The following is a 16,055-nucleotide window of genomic DNA, read 5'->3' as shown; positions in this document are numbered from 1 at the left end:
TCCAGCGCCATCGAGCAGGAACGCCGGCCCAGTGCCGGCGTTTTTGTATGTGTCGACAACGTAGCGGAAACGCCGTTACCGGTACACGACATGGCGCAGCAGCAGGAAAGACACCACCGCCAGGCCCGCTTCCACCAGCGGCTTTGCCAGCCAGGCGTACCGCAGGCCCAGCGCATGGTCGGCGGCGGCCACCAGCAGTGTGCTGGCCATGGTCAGCAGCAGCCACAGCGGCAGGAATCGTGCGAAGCGGCGCCAGCCCAGGCGCTGCCCGTTGGCGTCGGCGAAGGTGATGCGTCCATTGAGCCAGAAACCCAGCAGCATGCCGGCCACGCGTCCGCAGACGTTGCCGGGCGCAGCCGGCATGCCGGCCGCCGTCGCCAGCACGAACACCGCCCAGTCCAGCAGCAACTGCAGCAGGCCGATGACGAGATAGGAACGGCCTTGGCGGAGCAGGCTCATGGTGCCGGGGTCATGATGGGGGCTCCATGTTAACGGCCTCCGTTCTAGAATCACCGCCATCGAATCGTGGACCGCCCGCATGACCCAACCCCTGCACGTGATCATCCTCGCCGCTGGCGCCGGCAAGCGCATGAAGTCGGTGCTGCCCAAGGTACTGCAGCCGATTGCCGGCCAGCCGATGCTGGCGCATGTGATCGCCACGGCGCGGGAACTGCAGCCGGCCGCCATCCACGTGGTGTACGGCCACGGCGGGGACCAGGTGCGGAGCTACTTCGCTGACCAGCCGGACCTGTTGTGGGCGGAACAAGCGCAGCAGCTGGGTACCGGTCACGCCGTTGCCCAGGCCATGCCGGAGGTGCCCGACGCCGCCCAGGTGCTGGTGCTGTACGGCGATGTGCCGTTGATCCGTGCGCAGACCCTGCGCGACCTGCTGGCCCAGCCGGGCCGGCTGGCCGTGCTGGTGGCCGATGTCGACGATCCCACCGGCTATGGTCGCGTGCTGCGCGACGCCGAAGGCAAGGTCGGGGCGATCGTCGAGCAGAAGGACGCCGATGACGAACAGCGCCGGGTGCGCATCATCAACACCGGCATCATCACTGCCGAATCGACGGCGCTGCGCCGCTGGCTGTCGCAGCTGTCAAACAGCAACGCGCAGGGCGAGTACTACCTGACCGATGTATTCGCCTTTGCCGCCCGCGAGTTCACTCCGGCGGAGATGGCCCTGGTGGCCGATGCGCAGGACGCCGAAGGCGCGAACGATCCGTGGCAGCTCTCGCAGCTGGAACGGGCCTGGCAACGGCGCGCGGTGCGCGCGCTGTGCATCCAGGGCGCGCGCGTGCGCGATCCGGCGCGGGTGGATATCCGGGGTGAGGTGATCGTCGGCAGCGACGTGATGATCGATGTCGATGTGATCCTTGAAGGCAAGGTGGTGCTCGGCGATGGCGTGACCATCGGCCCGTTCACCCGGCTGAAGGACGTCACTCTCGGCGCGGGCACCGAAGTGCGTGCGCACTGCGATGTGGAAGGCGTGATCAGCGAGGGGGCGGCCCAGATCGGCCCGTTCGCGCGCCTGCGCCCGGGCACCGTGCTGGCTGATGGCGTGCACGTGGGCAACTTCGTGGAAACCAAGAAGGTCACCCTGGGAGTGGGCAGCAAGGCCAACCACCTCACCTATCTGGGCGATGCGGTGATCGGCAGCAAGGTCAACATCGGCGCGGGCACCATCACCTGCAACTACGACGGCGTGAACAAGTCGACCACCACCATCGGCGACAACGCTTTCATCGGCTCCAACAGTTCGCTGGTGGCGCCGGTGCTGATCGGTGAAGGCGCGACGATTGCTGCCGGTTCGGTCATCACCCGCACTGCGCCGGACGGCAAGCTGACCGTAGCCCGTGCGCGCCAGGAAACCATCGATGGCTGGCAGCGCCCCATCAAGAAAAGTTGAGCCGAGGCCACCGCGCGTCGATGAACTGAGTGCGCTGCCCCGCATCGAACAGCGTGCGGGTGAACTGCTGCGCGGGCACGAGGCGTACCCGGTGTTCGCCGGCCATGGACTGGACCTTCCCACGTTGCAGGCCGGACTGCGGCGTGGCCTGTTGTGGATCATCGAAGGCGCCGCTGGCGGCATCGCCGGCTATCTGCTGGGCGGTACGCTCGACGGCGATTTCCATGTGCTGCAGATGGATGTGGATCCCAATCATGCTCGCCGTGGCTACGGACGGGCGTTGCTGCAGCATGCACTCGCCGAGGCCAAGGCGCTTGGCTATCCGGCGGCGGTGCTGACCACGTTGTCCGATGTACCGTGGAATGCGGCGTTCTATGCCAGCGAAGGATTCACCCTGCTGCCGGAGCCAGAGTGGGGCGCGGGCCTGCGAGGGGTGATGGCCGAGGAAGCCGCGTTGGGATTCCCGATGCACCTGCGGGTGGCGATGCGACGGAGGCTTTAGTTTTGCTTCTTCTGTTGCTTGCTGAAGGTTGATCATTGTTCATGGGTGTCACTTTTCTTTTCGCGCGAAAAGAAAAGTAACCAAAAGAAACGCGCCGCCAGTCCGCGAGCCGTCGTGCTGCGCACGCCGGTACCCTGCGCTCCTCGGTCCGTCGAGGGACGGCGCGGGAACTCGCTGCGCTCAGACACCCGCGCCTCTTCGCCCTCGCCGGCCCTGCGGTGCTCGGCTCGCTTCAAGGCGGACCCAAGTCAAAGGCCACAGTTGCACCCAGTAGATCCACGCCACGCGTGGATGCTTTTGCTCTGCTTCTCGAGTCCGTCTTGAAGCGAGCTGAGCTCCGATGCGCAGCACGACGGCTCGCGGCCGGCGGAACGCTTCTTTTGGTTACCTTTCTTTGCGTACAAAGAAAAGTGACACCCATGAACCGTGATCAACCTTCAGCCATCAACAGAAGAAGGAAGAACAAACCTACCCCACCGGCAACAGGATCGACACACACAGCCCGCCCTCGGTGCGGTTCTGCAGTGACACGCGACCACCGTGCGCCTCGACGATCTCGCGGGTGAGGGCCAGCCCCAGCCCGGTGCCGTTGCGCTTGGTCGAATAGAACGGCATCAGCGCATTCTGCAGCACCTGCTCGTTCATGCCCTTGCCGCGGTCCAGCACATCCAGCCGCAGCCACTGCGGCAGCCGGGTCAGCTGCACCTGCACGTCGTCGTTGGGCGGATCGGCTTCGGCGCAGGCCTCGTGTGCATTCTTCAGCAGGTTGAGCAGGGCCTGGCCGAACTGGGCGATGTCGATCCGGCTGCTCAGTTCCTCGTCGGGTGCACGCTCCATCGTGAACGGAATCTGCTGGCACAGGCTGGACAGGAACGGCGCCCAGTGCACGGTCTGCAGCTGCGGCTGCGGCAGCTTGGCGAAACGCGCGTAGCCGCGGATGAAGCCTTCCAGGTGGCGGGCGCGGTCTTCGATGGTGGTGAAGATCTCCGGCAGCCGGTCGAAGCGTTCGCGCTTGACCAGTTCGCCGCCGGAGTGCGCCAGCGATGCGATCGGCGCCAGCGAGTTGTTGAGTTCGTGGCTGATCACCCGGATCACCTTCTTCCAGGTCTGTACTTCCTGCCGGCGCAGTTCGGCAGTGAGCTGGCGTACCAGCAGCAGGTCATGCGGGCGGCCGTTGAGCTGGAACGCGCGCCGCGACAGGTGATAGACCTGTTCGTCGTCCTCGTCGCCTTCCACGCCGTCTTCGCTTTCCGACTTCACCGCAAACAGGCTGTCGCCGCCGCGGCCGATGGCATCACGCAGTTCCACCGGCAGCTGCTCGAGCACGTCTTCCATGCGCTGGCCTTCCAGCTTCCAGCCGCTGTGCAGCAGCTTGCGCGCGGCCAGGTTGGAGAACACCACGCGGGAAATGCCATCGCCACCGGCGGCGATCAGCAGCATCGCCACCGGGGTGTTCTGCACCATGGTGTCCAGCAGCAGTTCGCGCTGCACCAGGCCCTGGCGTTGTGCGCGCAGCACTTCCCCCAGCTCGCGGTGTGCCTGCACCAGGTCACCCAGTTCGTCATTGCCGGGCCAGTAGATGCCGAAGTTGTACTCACCGTCGCGGTAGCTGCTGGTGGTCCCGGACAGCGCCCGCATCAATGAGCGCACCGGTGCGGTGGCGCGGCGCAGCGTCCACCACATCAATGACAGCAGGATGATCGTGGAGACCGTGGTCACCACCCAGCCATGGTCCATCCAGTAGGCCAGCAGCCACGGCAGCGCGGCAGCCAGCGCCAGCACCGGCAGCAGGCGCAGGAACAGGCGGAAGGTGAAGGAGCGTCGCTTCATTCGCGTGGGATGCCGTGACGGTCCATGCGCCGGTACAGCGCCTGCCGGCTCAGTCCAAGCTCGTTGGCCGCCTGTGCGATGACGCCGTGGTTGCGCGCCAGCACTTCTTCGATGCGTGCGCGATCGGGATCATTGCCGGCGCTTGGCGTCGGGCGCGGTGCAGCAGGTGCACGCGGCAGGTTGAGATCGGCCACTTCGATGCGGTTGCCGGTGGCCAGCAGCTCGGCACGCTGGATCACGTTGCGCAGCTCGCGCACGTTGCCCGGCCACAGGTGGCGCTGCAGTGCGGTGGCCGCCGTGCTGGACAGCGGCTTGCCGATGCTGAGGAAATGCTCGGCCAGCGGCACGATGTCGCCGGGGCGGTCGGCCAACGGCGGCAGCGTCAGTTCCACCGTGTTGAGCCGGTAGTAAAGGTCTTCGCGGAACGTACCTTCGCGGATCATCGCCGGCAGGTCGGCATTGGTCGCGCTGACCACGCGCACCTTGACCTGGCGTTCGCGGTTGGAGCCCAGGCGTTCGAAACGTCCTGTCTCCAGCACGCGCAGCAGCTTCATCTGCCCACCCAGCGACAGGTTGCCGATCTCATCCAGGAACAGCGTGCCGCCGTCGGCTGCCTCGAACTTGCCTTCGCGCGCCTTGTTGGCGCCGGTATAGGCGCCGGCCTCGGCGCCGAACAGTTCGGCCTCGATCAGTTCGGAGGGCAGGGCGCCGCAGTTCACCGCCACGAACGGGCCCTTGGCCACCAGCGAGTTGGCCTGGATGATCTGCGCGATCTTCTCCTTGCCCGCGCCATTGGGGCCGGTGATCAGTACCGGCAGCTCAGAGCGCGCGACCTGGCACGCCAGGGCGATCACCCGCTCGCTGGCGGGGTCGGCGAACACCGCACCACACAATGCGTACTTGTCTTCCAGCGCATGCCGCTGGCGCTGTTCGCGCTGGCGTCGCTGGTCCAGCTCGCGCCGCGCTTCGGACAATTCCAGCAGGTTGTTGACCGTGGTCAGCAGCTTGCGGTCATCCCAGGGCTTGGCCAGGTAGTCGGCGGCACCGGCCTTGACCAGGTCCACCGCGCTGCTCAGGTGGGTCCAGGCCGTCAGCAGGATCACCGGCAGATCGGGGTGGCGTTCGCGGATCTGTGCGAACAGCGCCTCGCCTTCCTCACCGGAGGTGGTGTCCTCGCTGAAATTCATGTCCTGGATCACCAGGTCCACCGGCTGTGATTCCAGCAGCGCCAGCCCTTCGGCCGGGCTCTGCGCCAGCAGGGTGTCGATGTCGTGCAGGGAGAACAGCACGTCCAGCGCGGTTCCCACGCTGGCGTTGTCGTCGATGATCAGGATCGCAGGCATGGGTCGCAAAGAGGGTAGCGCCGGGCCATGCCCGGCGGGGCGGGTGCAGTTGCAGCGGCTGGAACCGCCGGGCATGGCCCGGCGCTACCGGGCCGCTCTGCAATATAGCGAAACCAGCGGTAGCGCAGGGGCGTCCGGACTCAGCGCCGTGGCGGCGGCGGCGGCGGAGCCGGAGGGGGGGGCGGCGGCGCCAGCGCGGGGCGCCACTGGGCCACGTTCACCGGTACCGTGAGCATCCGGCCATCGCGGCGCAGCAGCAGGTGGACGGTGGGCGTCGATGCCGCCCGCACTGCGTCGGCGAGCTGTTCGATCTGCCGCACCGGCGAATCGTCCACGCGCAGGATGCGGTCGCCATGGCGCACGCCGAAGCGCGCCTCCGGGCTGGCCGCATCCACCCTCACCACGCCTTCGGTCGAGCGCAGCGCCAGCCGCGCATCGTCCTGGCGCCACTCCAGCGTCTGCGCGCTGCTGCTGCCGGCGAGTACCGGCAGCGGCAGGGCCAGCAACAGCACCAGCAGGCTGGCGCGCATCTCACGCCCCCCGCGTGGCGACGGCCGGTGGCACCGCCGCAGCGCGGCGGGCCGGGCCGAACACGGCGATCTGCCCCAGCAGCCACAGCAGCGCTGCGCCCAGCGGCAGGTACAGCAGCGGCATGCGCGGCAGCTCGTACATGTTCATCAGGGCCAGGTTGATGGCGTACGCCGCCAGCATGCCCAGCACGATGCCCAGCGTGGCCAGCAGGAAGTTCTCGGTCTGGAAGTAGCGCAGGATCTGCCCGCGGGTGGCGCCCAATGCGCGGCGGATGCCGATCTGCTTGCTGCGCTGCTGCACCCAGAAGCTGGCCAGGCCGACGATGCCCAGGGCGGTGACAACCAGCAGCGCCACGCAGACCGTCACCAGCAGGCCGACCATCGAGCGGTCGTTCTTGAAGTAGTCGGCACGCTGTTCCTGGTAAGTCAGTTTCTCGCGCACCAGGCGGTTGGGGTCGTTGTGCTCCAGCGCGGCCAGCGCACCCTTCAGCACTTCATCGCGGCGTTCCGGCGAAGTGCGCAGCATGTACGGGCCGCGGGTGAAGTCGGTACGCACCGGCAGCATCATCGACAGGGTGCTGTTGTCGTTGTAGTCGGTGGGGGTGGCCAGATGGGCGACCACGCCGACCACGTGCAGGGCCTGGTTGCCCATGTAGAAGGTCTTGCCCAGCGCGCTCTGGTCCGGATACATCTTGGCGGCGACCTGCTGGTTGATGATCACCGGCGCGGCGCGGTCAGGCTTGGGATTCTTCTGGGCTTCCTCATAGTCGATGTATTCACTGGGCAGGAAGTCGCGGCCGGCGACCAGCTGCAGGCCAAGCGTCGGAAGTGCGTTCTCGCTGAACATGTACAACGACACGAACGCGGTCGGGCGCTCCTGGTCACGTTCGCGCGAGATGCTGGTGTTGCTCGAGTTGCGGCGGAATGGCAGCTGGTTGACCTTGGTCACGCTGGTCACGCCGGGAATCGCGCGCAGCGATGCCAGGTCTTCGTTGGTGCGGGCCATGGCGTTGGCCTGCTTGCCGATGCCGCTGACCCGGACCATGACCAGTTCGTTCTCGGCCAGGCCGCTGGGCTGGCTGATCTTTTCCACGCGCTGGGTGACCAGGAACAGGGCATTGCAGACGATGGCGCAGGTCAGGGCGATTTCCAGCACGATCAATGCGGCTGCGGTCTTGTGCCGGCGCAGGGTGCTGAGGATGGGGCGGATGTCCATGGGAAGTCCTCGTTCTGGTGCTTACTGCGACTTGAGCTGGATGGCCGGGGTGACCTGCATCGCGCGCCAGGCGGGCAGGAAGCCGGCAGCAATGCTGGCCAGCAGGGTCAGGCCGAGGGCGAGCAGCAGCATGCTGCCGTCGAGGTGGGCCAGCTTGGCGTAGTCCACCGGCTGCTGGCGCACTGCATACAGGCCCAGTAGTGCCAGGCCGATGCCGAGCACGCCGCCGACCACGCCCACCGCGCCCGCCTCGACCAGGCACTGCAGGAAGATCTGCCCGCGGCTGGCACCCAGTGCGCGGCGCACGCCGATCTCACCGCTGCGGCGCAGGAACTTGGCCAGCAGCAGGCCGACCGTGTTGACCAGGCAGACACCGAGGAAACCCAGGGCCAGCCACATCTGCAGGCGCACGTCGCTGGGTACCGCGTTGTTGAAGGTCAGCCACTCCATCACGGTGCGCAGGCGCACGTTGGCCGGGCGCTCGAAACGGCCGGCAGCCCGCTGCTGGTCCGAGTAGTTCACCAGGTAGCGGCGGTAGTCCTCGGCCTTGGACGGCTCAAGCTCCACCCAGTACTGGATCCAGGTGCACGGCGCGTTGATCGAATTGCTGTCGTCATCGGGTGCGCCGTCGCGGAAGCAGTTCATGTTGCCGTTGCTGCCGAGCTTGAGGTCCATCGCGGTGGACAGCGGCATCATCAGGTCCTCTTCGCGGCCGTAGTTGCCAACGGTCAGGTCGAAGAAGTGCGGTTCCGGATTCCAGGTATCCATTACGCCGATCACGCGCAGCGAATGGCCCTCGACCCGGATCTGGCGGCCGACACTGTCGGCGCCCTGGAACAGCTTGTCATTGATCACCTTGGACAGCACCACCACGCGGGCGCGACCGTCATCGTCGCTGGCGGTCCAGGCGCGGCCGTACAGCATCGGCACGTTGAACATCGGGAAGAAGTCGGCCGAGGTCCAGCGGGTGTCGATGTTGAACGGCTTCAACGTGCTGCCTTCCGGCTCGACGGTGACGGCGCCCGCACTCATCATCGCCTGGCGCTCGCCACGCTTCTCGCGCAGCAGCGTCTCTGCATCGAAGCGGGTCATCTGGGTCTCCGGCTCTTCGCCGGTCAGGTAACCCGAGCGCGGGCGCGGATCGACCTGCACGTAGAACAGGCGGTCGCTCTTGTCAGGGATCGGGTCGCCGGACAGCACGTGGAAAACGGTCAGGGTGGTCATCGAAGCACCGATGCCCAGCGCGATGGCGACCACCATCAGCGCGGTCAGTACCTTGTTGCGGCGGAAGCTGCGTACCGCCAGTCGGGCGTAGTAGGCGAACATGGTCGTGCCCTCACTCGTTGACGGCGACGATGCGACGCGGGGTGGCCAGCACCGGCTCGCGCACCAGGTCGGTGACCTGGCCGTCGACGATGTGCACGTTGCGCTGCGCGCGTGCGGCCAGTTCCGGGTCGTGGGTGACCATCACAATGGTGGTGCCGGCGGCGTTGATCTCCTCCAGCAGTTCCATCACCCCGCGCGCCATCTGCGTGTCCAGGTTGCCGGTCGGTTCGTCGGCCAGCAGCAGGCGCGGGCTGCCGGCCAGGGCACGGGCGATCGCCGCGCGCTGCTGCTGGCCGCCGGAGAGTTCGTTCGGGTAGTGCTTCATGCGCGAGCCCAGGCCGACCTGGCTCAGCGCCTTCTCGATGCGCTCGCGGCGCTCGCCGGCGCTCATCCTGCGGTAGCGCAGCGGCACGTCCACGTTGTCGAACAGGTTGAGGTCCGGAATCAGGTTGAAGCCCTGGAAGATGAAGCCGATCTTCTGGTTGCGCAGGCGGCTGCGGGCATCATCGCCGAGCTTGCTGACGTCCTGGCCATCAAGCATGTAGGTGCCGCTGGTGAAGGTTTCCAGCAGGCCGGCGATGTTGAGGAAGGTGGTCTTGCCGGAGCCGGACGGACCGGTGACGGCGACGAACTCGCCTTCCTTGACCTGCAGTTCCAGTGAACGCAGCGCGTGGGTTTCCACCTGTTCGGTACGGAAGACCTTGGCGACCGAACGCATTTCGAGCATGTACATGGGGTGTCCTCTCTCCAGGATGTATGAGTTGTCAGTTGACGGAGACGCGTTCGGCGTCCTTGAACAGGTCGCTGCCCGAGACCACGATGCGGTCCCCCGGCTGCACACCCGACTTGATTTCCACTTCGCCCAGGCTGCTGACGCCCAGTTCGATCGGACGACGCACCGCGGTGCGGCCATCCATTACGTACGCCACACCGTTGCCCTGTTCCACGAACGGGCCGCGCTCGACCTTCATGACATTCCTGCGGGTATCCAGCAGCACCCGCACCGACATCCGCTGGCTCTGGCGCAGGCCTTCAGGCTGGGCTGCGGCAAAGCGGACGCGTGCGTTGACTTCGCCATTGACCACTTCCGGCGACACCGCACTGATCTCGCCCGGGAACGGCTGGCCATTGCCGCCGGTCAGCTGCGCCGGCATGCCGATCGCCAGATCGCGCGCGAAGCTCTCCGGCACCTTGATCTCGACTTCGAACTTGGACAGGTCGACCACGCCCAGCACCGGCGCGTTGGCGGCAAGGTTGGTGGCCTGGGTGGCCTGCACCTGACCGACCTGGCCATCGAACGGTGCACGCAGGGTCAGTGCGTCCACCTGGCGCCGCACTTCGGCCACTACGGCCTTCTGGCGGTCGGCCAGCAAACGCTTGTTGCGTGCGTCCAGGTCCGCGCCCTGGCTCTGCAGGCGTGCATCGGTGGTGGCATTGACCAGGCTGATGTCGGCCTTCTTCAGGGTGTCCTGGGCCTTGGCCAGATCGATCTGCGGCACCGCGCCGCCATCGAAGCCGCGCTGGTAGCGCTGCAGGTCGCGGTCGGCGGCCTGTCGCTCGATGCTGGCCTGGTCGGTTTCCTTGCGCGATTTGGCCCGGGCCAGGGTGGCATCCAGGTTGGCGCGGCTGGCCTCGGCCTCCAGGCCGGCCAGGGTGGCCTCCTCCTGGGCGAGCTTGCTGCGCAGCTCGGGGCTGTCGATGATCGCCAGCTCCTGGCCCTTCTTGACCACGTCACCGGCGACCACCTTCAGGTCCACCGTGCCGGCGGAGATGGCGTACAGCACCGGGCTGTTGGCGGCGATCACGCGGCCGTCGGCGGCGATGTCGCGCACCAGGTCGCCGCGCTGCACTTCGGCGATGCGCACCCGGCTGCTGTCGAACGAGCTGCTGGCATTGGACCAGGCATGCACGGCCCAGCCGATGCCGGCCAGCAGCGCGATACCCGCCAGGGCCGGCCAGCGGTAACGGTGCCATGCGGCCTTGGGGGCACTGGCTGAAGCGGAGGAAACGATCTGGTCCTGGGCGGAGGTGTCGCGGATCATCGGGTTCGTGCCTGTCGGTGGTGCCAGAGTGGTGCTATGGACAAAGCACACAACGTGCCAACTTTATTTCCTTTTCCATCAATGAGTTGAACATGTGTCGCTACTGTCCGGGTGTCCGCGGACACCTTTCCGGACACTTTCATTAAGCGGACAGGAGGGGGCTGGCGGACGCGCAGGCTAGAATGCGGCGACCGTCTTCAAGGAAATGCGTGACATGTGTGGAATCGTGGGTGCGATCGCCGGGCGCGACGTGGTGCCGCTGCTGATCGAAGGACTGAAGCGACTGGAATACCGCGGCTACGATTCCTCCGGCATCGCCGTGATCGATCAGGCCGAACGGCCCGAGGTGCGCCGCGTACGCCGCACCGGTCGTGTCTCGGAGATGGCCACTGCTGCCGAGGCTGAAGGCTTCAACGCCAGCCTGGGTATCGGCCACACCCGCTGGGCCACCCATGGTGGTGTCACCGAGGCGAACGCGCATCCGCACATCAGCCATGGCGTGGCGCTGGTGCACAACGGCATCATCGAGAACCATGAGGAGCAGCGCGAGAAGCTGCGCGCGCTGGGCTATACCTTCGAGTCGCAGACCGACACCGAAGTGATCGCCCACCTGATCCACCACCATCTGAAGAAGGGCGATGACCTGCTGGTCGCGCTGCAGCACACGGTGAAGGAACTGACCGGTGCCTATGCGCTGGCCGTGGTCAGCCGTGCCGAGCCGGAACGCTTCGTCTGTGCCCGCATGGGCTGCCCGCTGCTGGTCGGGCTGGGCGAGGGCGAGAACTTCGTGGCGTCCGATGTGTCGGCCGTGCTGTCGGCCACGCGCAAGGTGATCTTCCTGGAAGAGGGCGACACCGCCGAGATCCGCCGGGATGGCGTGAGCATCTTCGATGGCAACGATCAGCCGATCGAGCGCGATGTGCATCTCTCCGATGTCTCGCTGGCCTCCCTGGAGCTGGGCCCGTACCGCCACTTCATGCAGAAGGAGATCCACGAGCAGCCGCGTGCGCTGGGCGACACCATCGAAGCGGCGATCGATGCTGGTGGCTTCCCGGCCGAACTGTTCGGCAAGAATGCCGAAGCGGTGCTGTCGGGAATCGAGGGCGTGCAGATCCTGGCCTGTGGTACCAGTTACTACTCGGGCCTGACCGCGCGCTACTGGATCGAGGCCATCGCCGGCCTGCCGTGCAGCGTGGAGATCGCCAGTGAGTACCGCTACCGCGCCGCGTATGCCAATCCCAAGCACCTGATCGTGACCATCTCCCAGTCCGGCGAAACGCTGGACACGATGGAAGCGCTGAAGTACGCCAAATCGCTGGGCCACACGCACACGCTGTCGATCTGCAACGTGCCGGAAAGCGCGATTCCGCGCGCCAGCGAACTGGTCTGCTACACCCGTGCCGGCGCCGAGATCGGCGTGGCCTCGACCAAGGCGTTCACCACCCAGCTGGCCGCGCTGTTCCAGCTGACCGTGGTGCTGGGCAAGCTGCATGGCCGCGTTGATGCCGCACAGGAAGCGGACTACCTGGAGCAGCTGCGTTTCCTGCCGGGCAGCGTGCAGCATGCGTTGAACATGGAACCGCAGATCGCCGCATGGGCCGAGCGCTTCGCACGCAAGAGCAGTGCGCTGTTCCTCGGCCGTGGCCTGCACTATCCGATCGCCCTGGAAGGCGCGCTCAAGTTGAAGGAAATCTCGTACATCCATGCCGAGGCCTACCCGGCCGGCGAGCTCAAGCACGGGCCGCTGGCGCTGGTGGACGAGGACATGCCGGTGGTGGTGATCGCACCCAACGACAGCCTGCTGGAGAAGGTCAAATCCAACATGCAGGAAGTGCGCGCGCGTGGCGGCGAGCTGTTCGTGTTCGCCGACCAGGACAGCAACTTCAACGAGTCCGAAGGCGTGCACGTGATCCGCACCCCGCGCCATGCCGGCGTGCTCAGCCCGGTGGTGCACACCATCCCGGTGCAGCTGCTGGCGTACCACACCGCGCTGGCGCGCGGCACCGACGTGGACAAGCCGCGCAACCTGGCCAAGAGCGTTACGGTGGAGTAACACTCGGATCCATTGGATGCTGCATGCGAAAGGGGCCCACGTGGCCCCTTTCGTTTACGACGCTGGCGCTGCCAAGTGGGACAGCTGCCGGGTTTTCTGTCCGCAGTCGGCAGCAGGCAATCAATCTTTAATGCGCGACATCGCCTGTATTCAGCGGCGGTTTCAGCCGCGGTGCCATTCTCTGGATCGTCAGTTGGTTCCTACGACGAACTGTCCCATCGATGCCGCTAGTGACCGATGGTCGCAGTCGTAGAATCGAGTTGACCGAGATCCGGGTTGAGCCGTTGAACCCCCTCGTTCGTGTTGCAGCACGACGTCTGCCGATCCATTCCAAGCGGCAGGTGGGTGCGCCAGACGTGCACTGAAAGGTCTGTTCCCGGGGAGGGGGCGAATCGGCAGAGCACACTTTTTTGACTTCAGTGACCTGCACCAGGAAACAAGAATGAACGTCCGCGAGCTCCTGCAATCCAAGAAAGAAGCTGTCATCACCATCGACACGGAAGACACGATCGGTGCCGCCGCGCACAAGATGAGCGCGAATAAAATCGCCGCACTGGTAGTGATGAAGGATGATGCGCCGGTCGGCATCATTTCCGAAAAGGACATCGTCCGCAGCCTGGCCGATGATGGCCCGCAGGCCGGTCGTCGGGTGATTTCCAGCCTGCCGTCCACCGGCCTGGAAGGCATTGCGCCGGACGCCACGTTGAAGCAGGCCATGTCCCTGATGACCTACTCGCGTCGTCGCCACCTGATGGTCACCGACGGCAGCAAGCTGGTCGGCATCCTCAGCCTGGGTGACATCGTGAAGAACCTGCTGGGCGAGCTGGAGCTGGAAAAGGCCGTGTTGCAGGACATCTACATGGCGGCCCACTGAGGCCTGCGCTGTGTGATGAAACGAAGCCGGGCATTGCCCGGCTTCTTCGTTGGTAGCGCCGGGCCATGCCCGGCGAGCGCGTAGCGCAGGAATCAGAAACTGACCTTCACCGAATCGGCGCTGTAGTTCGCCGGGCCGTGGTAGACGACCTCGATGTTGTTGCCATCCGGATCGAGCACGAAGGCGCCGTAGTAGCCGGGATGGTACGGGCGCTCGCCGGGCGCGCCGTTGTCCTTGCCGCCAGCCGCCAGCGCAGCGCTGTGGAAAGCATCGACGGTGGCGGTATCGCGTGCCTGGAACGCCAGATGGTGGCGACCGGTCAGCTGGCCGGCAGCGGCCTCGCTGCTGGCGCTGGAAATGAACAACTCGTCGGCCCAGAAGTAGTCATCGCCTTCGCCGGCCACCGGGATGCCGATCGTGTCGAACACCGCCTGGTAGAAGCGGCGGCTGGCGGCCAGATCGCGTACGACCAGCTGGATGTGGTCGATCAATCGCCCACGGTGCAGTTCCATCGTTTCCATACGAACCTCGCAAAAAAGGGGGACGGAGTCGGTAGCGCCGGGCCGGGCCCGGCGAGCGCGCAGCGCGGCCTGCTCAAGGCCGCCGGGCATGGCCCGGCGCTACCGGAATTGTGCCCCTTTCTGGGTCAGGCGTTGGCGATGATCTCGACCCAGTAGCCGTCCGGGTCCTTGATGAAGGCCAGGTTCTTCATGCGGCCGTCGGTCAGGCGCTTCTGGAAGGTGACGCCCAGGTCTTCGAAACGCTGGCAGGCCGCTTCGATGTCCGGCACCGACACGCAGATATGGCCGAAGCCGCGCGGGTCGCTGTTGCCGTCGTGGTAGACGGCGCCTTCCTGGTTCTCGGTGCCATGGTTGTGGGTCAGTTCCAGCACGCCCGGCAGGCCGGCCATCCACAGGCGGCGGGTGTTGTCATCTTCCGGCACCATGGTGCCGGCCGGTACGTAGGCCAGGAAGTACAGGCTGAACTGGGCTTCGGCAAAGTCGCGCTTGTCGATCAGCTGGTAGCCCAGCACGCGGGTGTAGAAGTCCAGCGAGGCGGTGGCGTCCTTGACCCGCAGCATGGTGTGGTTGAAGACGAAGCCGGTGGTCTCGGCCGGGGCCTGGGTGGCGACGCCGGGGACATCGCGCAGGGCGGGAATGGTCATGGGGGAGGTCCTTCAGACAGGGCCGTTGCCGGCCGGATGGGTGTCATTCTACGGGCCGGCAGCTGACGGCACCGCGACGTACAATGGCCGGATCGCACCGTTCCGTCCTGATGACCATTGCCCGCCATGTCGCAGCGTGAATGGGTGGCCGCCGCCATCCGCAAGATCGAAGCCGATTTCAACCGTTCCGCCGATACCCACCTGATCCCGCTGGCGCTGCCCGGGTTCGAGGGCATCGAGGTGTACCTGAAGGATGAATCGAGCCATCCCACCGGCAGCCTCAAGCACCGGCTGGCGCGTTCGCTGTTCCTGTATGCGCTGGCCAACGGCTGGCTGCGTGAAGGGCGGCCGGTGATCGAGGCCTCCAGCGGCTCCACCGCCGTTTCCGAGGCCTACTTCGCGCGCCTGCTCGGCCTGCCGTTCATCGCAGTGATGCCGGCCACGACGTCGCCGGAGAAGATTGCCGCGATCGAGTTCCACGGTGGCCGCTGCCATCTGGTCGAGCGCGCCTGCGACCTCAACTGCGATTCGGAAAAGCTGGCCCGCGAAACCGGCGGCCACTTCATGGACCAGTTCACCTATGCCGAGCGCGCCACCGACTGGCGTGCCAACAACAACATCGCCGAATCGATCTTCAAGCAGATGGCCGAGGAGCCCAGCCCGATTCCGGACTGGATCGTGTGCAGCCCCGGCACCGGCGGTACCGCAGCAACGCTCGGGCGCTACGTCAGCTATCGCCGGCATGACACCCGCATCCTGTGTGCGGACCCGGAAGTCTCGGTGTTCTACGATGGATACCAGGCTGCCCTGGCCGGCGGCAACGCGTGGCGCGGCATGACCTGCAACGGCGGCTCGCGGGTGGAAGGCATCGGCCGGCCGCGGGTGGAGTCCAGCTTCATCCCGACCAGTGTCGATGCCATGGTGAAGGTGCCCGACGCCTTGAGCCTGGCTGCGATGCGTCATGTCAGCCGCCAGCTGGGGCGCCGCGTCGGTGGCTCCACCGGCACCAACTTCATTGGCGTGCTGCAGGCCGCGCAGTGGATGCGCGAGGCCGGCCGCCAGGGCAGTATCGTCAGCATCCTGTGCGACAGCGGCGATCGCTACGCGCACAGCTATTACGACCCGGCCTGGTATGTGCGGCAGGGAATCGATGTGGACGCTGCCGACGCGCAGGTAGCGGCGGCGGTGGCCGGGCAGGGCCTGCCTGGATTGCCGTGGTGCAGTCTGGAAGCGCTGTAAGCCCGTCAGGCATCCGCCGGGCCATGCCC

The 16,055-nt window shown here is 66.2% G+C and carries 15 protein-coding genes; 5 read left to right on the top strand and 10 right to left on the bottom strand.

Features of this window, described 5'->3' with window-relative positions:
- Positions 1-75: 75 nt before the first annotated feature.
- Positions 76-459 (bottom strand): GtrA family protein, encoded by a 384-nt coding sequence (locus tag ABIA73_RS11845; RefSeq protein WP_100436938.1) that lies wholly within the window; start codon positions 457-459, stop codon positions 76-78.
- Positions 460-538: 79 nt separating this feature from the next.
- Here ABIA73_RS11845 and glmU point away from each other — a divergent pair, with 79 nt between their 5' ends.
- Both glmU and ABIA73_RS11835 read left to right on the top strand, forming a co-directional pair.
- Positions 539-1,906, top strand: a complete 1,368-nt coding sequence (gene glmU, locus ABIA73_RS11840; RefSeq protein ID WP_059065199.1) for a bifunctional UDP-N-acetylglucosamine diphosphorylase/glucosamine-1-phosphate N-acetyltransferase GlmU — start codon at positions 539-541, stop codon at positions 1,904-1,906.
- Positions 1,875-2,408, top strand: a complete 534-nt coding sequence (locus ABIA73_RS11835; RefSeq protein WP_354275832.1) for a GNAT family N-acetyltransferase — start codon at positions 1,875-1,877, stop codon at positions 2,406-2,408. The genes glmU and ABIA73_RS11835 overlap by 32 nt, the downstream gene beginning before the upstream one ends.
- 468 nt (positions 2,409-2,876) lie before the next feature.
- On the opposite strand, the gene ABIA73_RS11830 is transcribed toward ABIA73_RS11835, so the two are convergent.
- The 7 genes from ABIA73_RS11830 to ABIA73_RS11800 form a co-directional block, all read right to left on the bottom strand.
- Positions 2,877-4,238, bottom strand: coding sequence for a sensor histidine kinase (locus ABIA73_RS11830; RefSeq protein WP_025877347.1), 1,362 nt, complete (start codon positions 4,236-4,238; stop codon positions 2,877-2,879).
- Positions 4,235-5,581 carry a sigma-54-dependent transcriptional regulator gene (locus ABIA73_RS11825; RefSeq protein WP_025877345.1) on the bottom strand — a complete coding sequence of 449 codons (1,347 nt, stop codon included), beginning with the start codon at positions 5,579-5,581 and terminating at the stop codon, positions 4,235-4,237. The genes ABIA73_RS11830 and ABIA73_RS11825 overlap by 4 nt, the downstream gene beginning before the upstream one ends.
- Before the next feature lie 140 nt (positions 5,582-5,721).
- Positions 5,722-6,111, bottom strand: coding sequence for a PDZ domain-containing protein (locus ABIA73_RS11820; protein ID WP_218788011.1), 390 nt, complete (start codon positions 6,109-6,111; stop codon positions 5,722-5,724).
- A gap of 1 nt (position 6,112) precedes the next feature.
- On the bottom strand, positions 6,113-7,327 hold the full coding sequence (locus tag ABIA73_RS11815) for an ABC transporter permease (protein ID WP_033832271.1): 1,215 nt from the start codon (positions 7,325-7,327) through the stop codon (positions 6,113-6,115).
- 21 nt (positions 7,328-7,348) lie between these two features.
- Positions 7,349-8,653 (bottom strand): ABC transporter permease, encoded by a 1,305-nt coding sequence (locus ABIA73_RS11810; protein WP_033832270.1) that lies wholly within the window; start codon positions 8,651-8,653, stop codon positions 7,349-7,351.
- Positions 8,654-8,663: 10 nt separating this feature from the next.
- Entirely contained in the window at positions 8,664-9,386 is a 723-nt protein-coding gene (locus ABIA73_RS11805; protein WP_025877338.1) for an ABC transporter ATP-binding protein, read from the bottom strand.
- A 31-nt stretch (positions 9,387-9,417) separates the two neighbouring features.
- Positions 9,418-10,695: an efflux RND transporter periplasmic adaptor subunit gene (locus ABIA73_RS11800; protein ID WP_025877336.1), complete on the bottom strand. Its 1,278-nt coding sequence runs from the start codon at positions 10,693-10,695 to the stop codon at positions 9,418-9,420.
- A 214-nt stretch (positions 10,696-10,909) separates the two neighbouring features.
- Between ABIA73_RS11800 and glmS the strand changes: the two genes are divergently transcribed.
- Together glmS and ABIA73_RS11790 are read left to right on the top strand one after the other, a co-directional pair.
- Positions 10,910-12,748 carry a glutamine--fructose-6-phosphate transaminase (isomerizing) gene (gene glmS, locus ABIA73_RS11795; protein WP_032976564.1) on the top strand — a complete coding sequence of 613 codons (1,839 nt, stop codon included), beginning with the start codon at positions 10,910-10,912 and terminating at the stop codon, positions 12,746-12,748.
- A 442-nt stretch (positions 12,749-13,190) separates the two neighbouring features.
- A complete protein-coding gene (locus ABIA73_RS11790; protein WP_025877332.1) occupies positions 13,191-13,622 on the top strand; it encodes a CBS domain-containing protein in 432 nt (143 codons plus the stop codon).
- A 92-nt stretch (positions 13,623-13,714) separates the two neighbouring features.
- Here the strand turns inward: ABIA73_RS11790 and ABIA73_RS11785 are convergent, their stop codons facing one another.
- Together ABIA73_RS11785 and gloA are read right to left on the bottom strand one after the other, a co-directional pair.
- Complete coding sequence (locus ABIA73_RS11785; RefSeq protein WP_025877330.1) at positions 13,715-14,143, bottom strand: VOC family protein; 429 nt, start codon at positions 14,141-14,143, stop codon at positions 13,715-13,717.
- Positions 14,144-14,268: 125 nt separating this feature from the next.
- Positions 14,269-14,787, bottom strand: a complete 519-nt coding sequence (gene gloA, locus ABIA73_RS11780) for a lactoylglutathione lyase (protein ID WP_354275831.1) — start codon at positions 14,785-14,787, stop codon at positions 14,269-14,271.
- 126 nt (positions 14,788-14,913) lie between these two features.
- On the opposite strand from gloA, the gene ABIA73_RS11775 reads away from it, so the two are divergent.
- The gene (locus ABIA73_RS11775; protein WP_059065187.1) at positions 14,914-16,026 is read left to right on the top strand and encodes a PLP-dependent cysteine synthase family protein; all 1,113 of its coding nucleotides are present in this window, start codon (positions 14,914-14,916) and stop codon (positions 16,024-16,026) included.
- The last annotated feature ends 29 nt before the right edge of the window (positions 16,027-16,055 follow it).

It is taken from the genome of Stenotrophomonas sp. 2694 (assembly GCF_040548715.1).
Lineage (GTDB): Bacteria > Pseudomonadota > Gammaproteobacteria > Xanthomonadales > Xanthomonadaceae > Stenotrophomonas > Stenotrophomonas indicatrix.
This window is presented reverse-complemented; position numbering and strand designations above follow the sequence as displayed.

What these genes read in the sequence shown, in the direction of transcription:
- ABIA73_RS11845 (WP_100436938.1), bottom strand. Translation starts at nt 459, where the DNA reads ATGAGCCTGCTCCGCCAAGGCCGTTCCTATCTCGTCATCGGCCTGCTG.
- glmU (WP_059065199.1), top strand. Translation starts at nt 539, where the DNA reads ATGACCCAACCCCTGCACGTGATCATCCTCGCCGCTGGCGCCGGCAAG.
- ABIA73_RS11835 (WP_354275832.1), top strand. Translation starts at nt 1,875, where the DNA reads ATGGCTGGCAGCGCCCCATCAAGAAAAGTTGAGCCGAGGCCACCGCGC.
- ABIA73_RS11830 (WP_025877347.1), bottom strand. Translation starts at nt 4,238, where the DNA reads ATGAAGCGACGCTCCTTCACCTTCCGCCTGTTCCTGCGCCTGCTGCCG.
- ABIA73_RS11825 (WP_025877345.1), bottom strand. Translation starts at nt 5,581, where the DNA reads ATGCCTGCGATCCTGATCATCGACGACAACGCCAGCGTGGGAACCGCG.
- ABIA73_RS11820 (WP_218788011.1), bottom strand. Translation starts at nt 6,111, where the DNA reads ATGCGCGCCAGCCTGCTGGTGCTGTTGCTGGCCCTGCCGCTGCCGGTA.
- ABIA73_RS11815 (WP_033832271.1), bottom strand. Translation starts at nt 7,327, where the DNA reads ATGGACATCCGCCCCATCCTCAGCACCCTGCGCCGGCACAAGACCGCA.
- ABIA73_RS11810 (WP_033832270.1), bottom strand. Translation starts at nt 8,653, where the DNA reads ATGTTCGCCTACTACGCCCGACTGGCGGTACGCAGCTTCCGCCGCAAC.
- ABIA73_RS11805 (WP_025877338.1), bottom strand. Translation starts at nt 9,386, where the DNA reads ATGTACATGCTCGAAATGCGTTCGGTCGCCAAGGTCTTCCGTACCGAA.
- ABIA73_RS11800 (WP_025877336.1), bottom strand. Translation starts at nt 10,695, where the DNA reads ATGATCCGCGACACCTCCGCCCAGGACCAGATCGTTTCCTCCGCTTCA.
- glmS (WP_032976564.1), top strand. Translation starts at nt 10,910, where the DNA reads ATGTGTGGAATCGTGGGTGCGATCGCCGGGCGCGACGTGGTGCCGCTG.
- ABIA73_RS11790 (WP_025877332.1), top strand. Translation starts at nt 13,191, where the DNA reads ATGAACGTCCGCGAGCTCCTGCAATCCAAGAAAGAAGCTGTCATCACC.
- ABIA73_RS11785 (WP_025877330.1), bottom strand. Translation starts at nt 14,143, where the DNA reads ATGGAAACGATGGAACTGCACCGTGGGCGATTGATCGACCACATCCAG.
- gloA (WP_354275831.1), bottom strand. Translation starts at nt 14,787, where the DNA reads ATGACCATTCCCGCCCTGCGCGATGTCCCCGGCGTCGCCACCCAGGCC.
- ABIA73_RS11775 (WP_059065187.1), top strand. Translation starts at nt 14,914, where the DNA reads ATGTCGCAGCGTGAATGGGTGGCCGCCGCCATCCGCAAGATCGAAGCC.